This window comes from Parageobacillus caldoxylosilyticus NBRC 107762 (assembly GCF_000632715.1).
GTDB lineage: Bacteria > Bacillota > Bacilli > Bacillales > Anoxybacillaceae > Saccharococcus > Saccharococcus caldoxylosilyticus.
In genome coordinates, this window is sequence record NZ_BAWO01000102.1 from 1 (window position 1) to 6,371 (window position 6,371).

4 protein-coding genes and 4 pseudogenes are annotated in these 6,371 nt (G+C 40.8%); 1 reads left to right on the forward strand and 7 read right to left on the reverse strand.

Features of this window, described 5'->3' with window-relative positions; translation table 11 throughout:
• Both GCA01S_RS18615 and GCA01S_RS18620 read right to left on the reverse strand, forming a co-directional pair.
• Positions 1-491: pseudogene (locus GCA01S_RS18615) on the reverse strand (pre-toxin TG domain-containing protein); the annotation flags it as partial.
• Between the two features lie 364 nt (positions 492-855).
• Positions 856-1,410, reverse strand: a complete 555-nt coding sequence (locus tag GCA01S_RS18620) for a T6SS immunity protein Tdi1 domain-containing protein (RefSeq protein ID WP_042412400.1) — start codon at positions 1,408-1,410, stop codon at positions 856-858.
• Positions 1,411-1,564: 154 nt separating this feature from the next.
• On the opposite strand from GCA01S_RS18620, the pseudogene GCA01S_RS21415 reads away from it, so the two are divergent.
• Positions 1,565-2,753: pseudogene (locus tag GCA01S_RS21415) on the forward strand (ISL3 family transposase).
• 314 nt (positions 2,754-3,067) lie between these two features.
• Here the strand turns inward: GCA01S_RS21415 and GCA01S_RS18630 are convergent.
• From GCA01S_RS18630 to GCA01S_RS21200, 5 genes and pseudogenes are all read right to left on the reverse strand, one after another.
• Positions 3,068-3,463, reverse strand: a complete 396-nt coding sequence (locus GCA01S_RS18630; protein ID WP_042412403.1) for a CDI toxin immunity protein — start codon at positions 3,461-3,463, stop codon at positions 3,068-3,070.
• Positions 3,464-3,475: 12 nt separating this feature from the next.
• A pseudogene (locus GCA01S_RS21475) lies at positions 3,476-4,351 on the reverse strand (pre-toxin TG domain-containing protein); the annotation flags it as partial.
• Positions 4,352-4,540: 189 nt separating this feature from the next.
• Positions 4,541-5,065, reverse strand: a complete 525-nt coding sequence (locus GCA01S_RS18640; protein ID WP_042412405.1) for a hypothetical protein — start codon at positions 5,063-5,065, stop codon at positions 4,541-4,543.
• Between the two features lie 12 nt (positions 5,066-5,077).
• On the reverse strand, positions 5,078-6,214 hold the full coding sequence (locus GCA01S_RS21195) for a pre-toxin TG domain-containing protein (protein WP_042412409.1): 1,137 nt from the start codon (positions 6,212-6,214) through the stop codon (positions 5,078-5,080).
• A pseudogene (locus tag GCA01S_RS21200) lies at positions 6,211-6,371 on the reverse strand (DUF5082 domain-containing protein); the annotation flags it as partial. The gene GCA01S_RS21195 and the pseudogene GCA01S_RS21200, both read right to left, overlap by 4 nt.

Here is a 6,371-nt window from a genome sequence, read left to right on the forward strand (position 1 = left end):
TTTTTCGTTTTCGAAATCCATTTCGAAACATCCGCTGTGGTTCCGGCCGCTTTCACTCCTTTAATCCCCACTTTACCGGCGATGCCTGCTCCTTTGACCGGAGGAACAAAAGAAGCCAATAACATTCCTCCCGCAACCAAGCAGTCCCATCCTGAAATCCGTTCTCCGGTGATAGGGTCGTATTCTCCAAACAATCGCTGCACATCATACCAGCCACTAAGCTCCAGACCAAATTCTTTCATGTTGTCAGCGAGCGTTTGGTCTGCCTGTCTGATGACCGCAGCTGTTCGATACAGTAATTCCTCCGCTTCATTTAGCTTTTCTTCATTACGGTCGAGCTAATGAATCAGATCATCTCTGAGACTATCGATCGCATCAGTGCTAATGCCGGGAATCTTCATCACCAACGATGGAAATTCCCACGAAAGCGAGGTCCGAGCACGACAGCAGGCGTCTTCCGCATCAGGGACATGCTCGGCTACAGCTTCCAGCTCTTACGGATTGACTCGAATCGTCGTCATTGCAGCTCCTCTATCTTTCGCTAAATTTAGGTAATTTCCTTTCTCATTTCATAAAAAAGAGTACCTGCACAGGATAAATATGAAGATTGGCGCGATTTCAGAAAACAGCCCCAAAAAATCTGAAAAAAGATAACGAAATTAATATGCTAATTTACAATTAGGGTTATATTTTGTTAGTAACGAAGAAAGTGGCTTATTCGGCACTGGGTATCCTCCGCCAAAAAAGAAACCTTGAAAGGCATAAAACCCATCAAGGCTGAAAATAGAAGTAATCTAATAACTAATGATAATGTTTTGCTGAATATTGATTGACCAAGTTAAGAGATTCTAATACTTATTCTATAGGTCCCATAAATTGGGTGATTAAATAAATATGCTCAATCAGTTTAACCTTTTTCAAGTTCTCTACTTTTTCTGGCCCACCTAATCCAAGAAGAGGTACATAGCCAAAACATTCATCAAACTCTGGTTCCCCATATCTCCTAACCGCCTCTGGATAAGGAAACCAATTTAATTCCTCATCTAAAAAGGCCTCATCGTTGAAATCCTCAAAGAAAAAATCAAATCCAGCTGAAATAACATGTACCTCATTTTTTCTAAAATTCAACAGGTTTAAATATCTGCCCTTTTCCCAAACGATTATATCTCCCATTGATGTAGCGAACAACGGAATGGCTTCTTGATATCGTATATATACGTCTTCTAAAAGATCTTGAAATTTATCAGGGTTCACTATTTTTAGATAACCTTGTAATACACTACCAAAACCGTATTGTTTCCAAATATCAACAACTTCTGCAGGAATTCTCTCTTTATACTTCTCAACTGTTGATATGGGGACTTTCTCTTCTAATTTAAAATGATTAAATATATTTTGTGCATCTCCCATTAATAAGTCACCTCAATATTTTAGTTTGATATTTTTAATTTAATATTTAAGGTTCATCACCAAATTTTGTGATTTAGTGGCAAAAAAGAGAAAGCACTAACGAGATCCTGGCAATAATGTTAGCAGTGAAATAAACATTAAGGAGGTCTCGTAAGTGCTTTCTATACCACTAGGATTGCCAGAATTTAAAGTTATTAAACAAGAACTTCTTTCCTATGGTTATGCGATTCATGTAGAGAAAACAGAGACACAGGAACGTTGCCCTCATTGTGGGTTTTCCACTTCCTCTGTCCACGACAGACGGACAAGAAAAGTACGGGATTTGGCGATTTTCCATCAGCCGGTGTACTTGTTCGTAAAGTTCGTAAAGGTAAAGCGCTATCGGTGCTGGAATTGTTCCCAAGTGTTTTCCGCCTCTTTGGAATCGATTCAACCCAATCAACACTACACCAATCGATTTTGTGAGTACTTGTATGAACTTTGTGAAGGCTCCACCATTCAAGAGGTTAGCCGAAAGCACCGTATTCCATATACGACATTGGAGCGCATCTATTACTTCATTGCATCGAAAAAAGCAAAAGAGCGTCAAACAGCGATAGAAGCATCTTCTCAAGAAGAGATGGTGCTTAATCGCTGTAAAAAAGGGACATCAGTATGAAACCGTATTGATGGATGCCAAAGCCGGATCGGTCATGGGAATGCATGCTGATCGCCAATGTGATTCCGCCATCAACTTGTTGAGCCAAAATGTCCTGTCGAAAGAAATGGTCCAAACGGTGATTCTTGACATGTGGGAACCTTATCATAAGGCGGTTCGTGCCCTGTTTCCATCTGCTTCGATTGTCATCGATAAGTACCATGTGGTTCAAAAAGTGATACAAGTCTTAGATCAAGCAAGAAAGGAATTTTCTCCATTGAAAAAGGCTCGATATCTTCTCTTAAAAGGCTGTGAAAAGCTTCGTAAGGACCAACGGCTTCGATTAGACGATATCTTGGAGAAGTATCCGGTACTTTCCATTGCTTATTATCTGAAAGAGTTGTTTCGGGCTTTTTACCGAACCGATGGATATAACGAAGCAAAGGAACGCTTGGAAGAATGGATTAAGTTAGCCAAACAGAGCCCTTTTGCTTCTTTTCAGGAAGCAGCCAACACTCTTGAAAGGTGGAAGGAGCCTATTCTTTCCTACTTTTTGTGCCCATATACGAATGCCCGAATCGAGGGGACGAATCACAAGATCAAAAACATCAAACGCCGGGCATATAGCTATCGAAATCTAGAACGGTTTCGTTTGCGTGTATTTCTGGAGTGTACAGGGAACACTACAGGTAGTCAGGCTGCTTAAGCGCTCCCTTCTTCCGCTATCGGTATGATAGTTGGTAGAATGGAACCCGTCAAGGAAAGCACTTGACTGTTTCCATTCTACCAACTTCATGGTCTGTATGCGGAAGAAGGATCCTGATTAATGAACCTATTTCATCCAGCTAACATATTTCTAGGATTGAGTAGAAATCACAGAAAATGGTGAAGACCCAAATGTTATTTATTGTATATATGATTGTTACAGTGTATATAAAATAATTCGAGATATGCTAAAAAAATACCTCAAAAGAGATTTAATATCTCCTTTGAGGCTCTATATTACCATATTACAAGTTTCTATCTTATACCAACCCACACTTCCCCTTCATGATATATTTCTATTACATATCCTGAAGTTGGCGAAAAGATCCAAGTATCAAAACTAACCGCCGTAACATCATCAATAACTTCTAAAACCTTTTTTAAATCAGACTTGATAATGGGCAAAGTCCCCTCGTCCCAAATTATATAGACAACTGGATCAAAATTTTGGTAACAATTTTCTAGATAAGCTATTATATCATCTACAGTATTTACATTTTCTTTTTTACTAACCTTGTCCCAATCAATACGCCCCCATTCAGCAAATGGAAAAGAGCTTTCCAAAGCATCAAGAACTTTCTCTTTTTCACTATTCATTAAAATTTCAGCATCTTCACCTAAGGCTTCAATACATTCATCTAATAAAGTCATTCAAATTCACCCTTATCTATTCAAGTGTTTTAAATAAGCTTTAAAAGTACTTTCATTACCTTCAAAAGGTATTACATATTTTTTAGCTTTAAGCCCTTTACCCTCACGAAAATCTTCTACATTAATATGTGGCCCTTTATTAGGGTCGTAGTCTAATCTCCATCTAACCTTTCCATCAGCAGATTGCCTACCCACAACTTTTCCGTACCCTGCACTAGATTTAAGAGTACCTATATATGGCTTTGAATTTGGACCTAAATCCCCTACTAATTTAAGTGCTTTATTTCTAGCTTGTTCATACGTTCTTACCTTATCAAGTATTTGTTCACCTTTGCCAATACCCTTGCCAATCACCTGATCCCTCGTTCTGCCGACGATATTCATCATTGTTCCTTTGGCTTCCCTCTCAGCCCCGCTCACCCACATGCGGGATGTCGGGCCACCGACTCCTGCCAAGGCCGGCTCCGGCCCCATCAGGACAGAACCAACATTTTTAAAAAAGTTATCCAATTGCTGTTTGAACGAGCGGATCGTTGCGGTGATAGGCCCTTTGATGACCTGGTGATAGATCGTTTGTAAAGCCCCTTTGATTTTATCAACATTCAGGACGTTTTTCGTTTTCGAAATCCATTTCGAAACATCCGCTGCTGTTTCTGCCGCTTTCAATCCTTTGATCCCTGCTTTGCCGGCGATGCCTGCTCCTTTGGCTGGAGGAATGACGGACAACAATAACATTCCCCCCGCTAGCAGGCGGTCTCCAAATGAAAGCCGTTCCCCTGTCACCGGATCATATTCCCCAAACACCCGCTGCACATCATACCAGCCAAGAAGCTCCAAACCGAATTCTTTCATGTTATCCGCAAGCGTTTGGTCTGCCTGTCGCATTGCTCGAAAGTTTTTTATTCATGCTATATCTGTTCTAGTAATTAAACCCTGTTTTTCATCTACTAACTAGCATGCAAAAAAGGCTTATTCCTTCTAAAATGGTAAATGGGAATAAGCCTACAAAATTTATCTGGTGAGTTTGTTTAGCTGGTAAGTGTATGGATTCCGCTTGGAAGATAGAAACACGCTAATCTATTGATTCAAAAGAGTTCTTCTCAAAGTTTTTATCTTCTCTATTTCATATTCATAATTACACTTCTCTTTGAAACACTTCTCCATACTTTGAAAAAAGTCATCGGCCCCCCGCAATAAAGCCTCAACCAACTCTCTTTTCGGCAATACAACTTTTATATGGTCATTCGCCTCTATTTCATAAAGCACTAAATCTTCAGATATTGAGTTTATTTGGAGCTTGACAGGTTGATCTGGAAAGTAAGTCTCGCCTTTTCCTGTACGTAACAAACTCTCAAGGACATTTAATATATACACCCATAATTGATCAACTAAATCCCATAATGTAACATCAAGCAAAATTTGTTCACCATATTTGAATAGAATTGCCCCACTTAAATATTCAAAATCCAATAATTCTTCGATATTCAATAATTCTCTAGTATCAGTAATTGGCACGAAATAACTTTCAATATTATTCTTCAAAAGTGATAGGTCATTTATTTTTTTATCTGGTCTACAAATGAAAGTATTTACATAAAACAATTTTCTCACCTACTATTCAAGTGGATAAAATTGACCAACTCGTCCTCTGTTAAAACCAACTACATATTCTATTCCATTATAGGTTCCTTTTATTTGATAACTAAAGGTCGTTCCATTTTTCAATAGGGTATCTCGATTTTGCATTATAATAGTTTCTATAGCATTCACTATCTCATCAATGGACATATCTTTCCTTAGAAAAGTCTGTTTTGCTTTTATTGACCCATCCCAATACTCAGGATGATGCCTTTCAAGAATGTGCTTCATTCCTCGTTTATCTAGCAGGAATGTTTGATTCCCAACTACAAATTTTTTGCTTTGGAAATTAGCGAGTACGTTTACTACCTTACTAGGTTCAGCTTTCACCATCCCTTCAATAACTTCGTCAGATTTTTTAATCATGAAATGTCTAAACGTGTTAGTGGCTTCTTCCGCGGTCTCCCGCACCCCTGCCCTAGATACCGGCCCTATCCCGGCAAATGCCGGCTGCAGTTGGACAGATCGAACGCTGTCAAGAAGATCGTCCCATTTCTTTTTGAACGAACGGATCGTTTGGGTAATCGGTGCCTTTACGACTTGGTGGTATACCGCTTGAAGGGCAGGCACGATTTTATCATAGCGGAGAACATGTCTCGTTTGCGAGACCAATTTGGAAACATCCACCGCTGTTTCCGCCGCTTTCAATCCTTTGATCCCTGCTTTGCCGGCGATGCCTGCTCCTTTGGCTGGAGGAATGACGGTCAATAATAGCATTCCCCCCGCTAGCAGGCGGTCTCCTGCTGTAATCCGTTCTCCGGTGATTGGATCGTATTCTCCAAACAATCGCTGCACATCATACCAGCCAAGAAGCTCCAAACCGAATTCTTTCATGTTGTCCGCAAGCGTTTGGTCTGCCTGTCGCATTGCCGCGGCCGTCCGGTACAGCAGTTCTTCCGCTTCATTCAGCTTTTCTTCATAGCGGTCGAGCCAATGAATCAGCTCATCTTTGAGCTCATGGATGGCATCAGAACCGAGGCCGGTAATCTCTATCACTAAAGAGGGTAGTTCCCAGGAAAGCGAGGTCCGCGCACGACAGCAGGCGTCTTCCGCGTCAGGGACATGCTCGGCTACGGCTTCCAGCTCTTCTGGCTTGATTCGTATCGTCGTCATTGCAGCTCCTCTATCTTTCGCCGAAGGCGGGCGATTTCCCTGCTTATTTCATGCAAAAGATCATCTGCGGTCGCATAAATGCGTGCCCCAATTTGCCGCAAGTCCCCGTATACCAATTCATACGCTTCCCTCGACTCTCCCTGCCAATACGGAACAT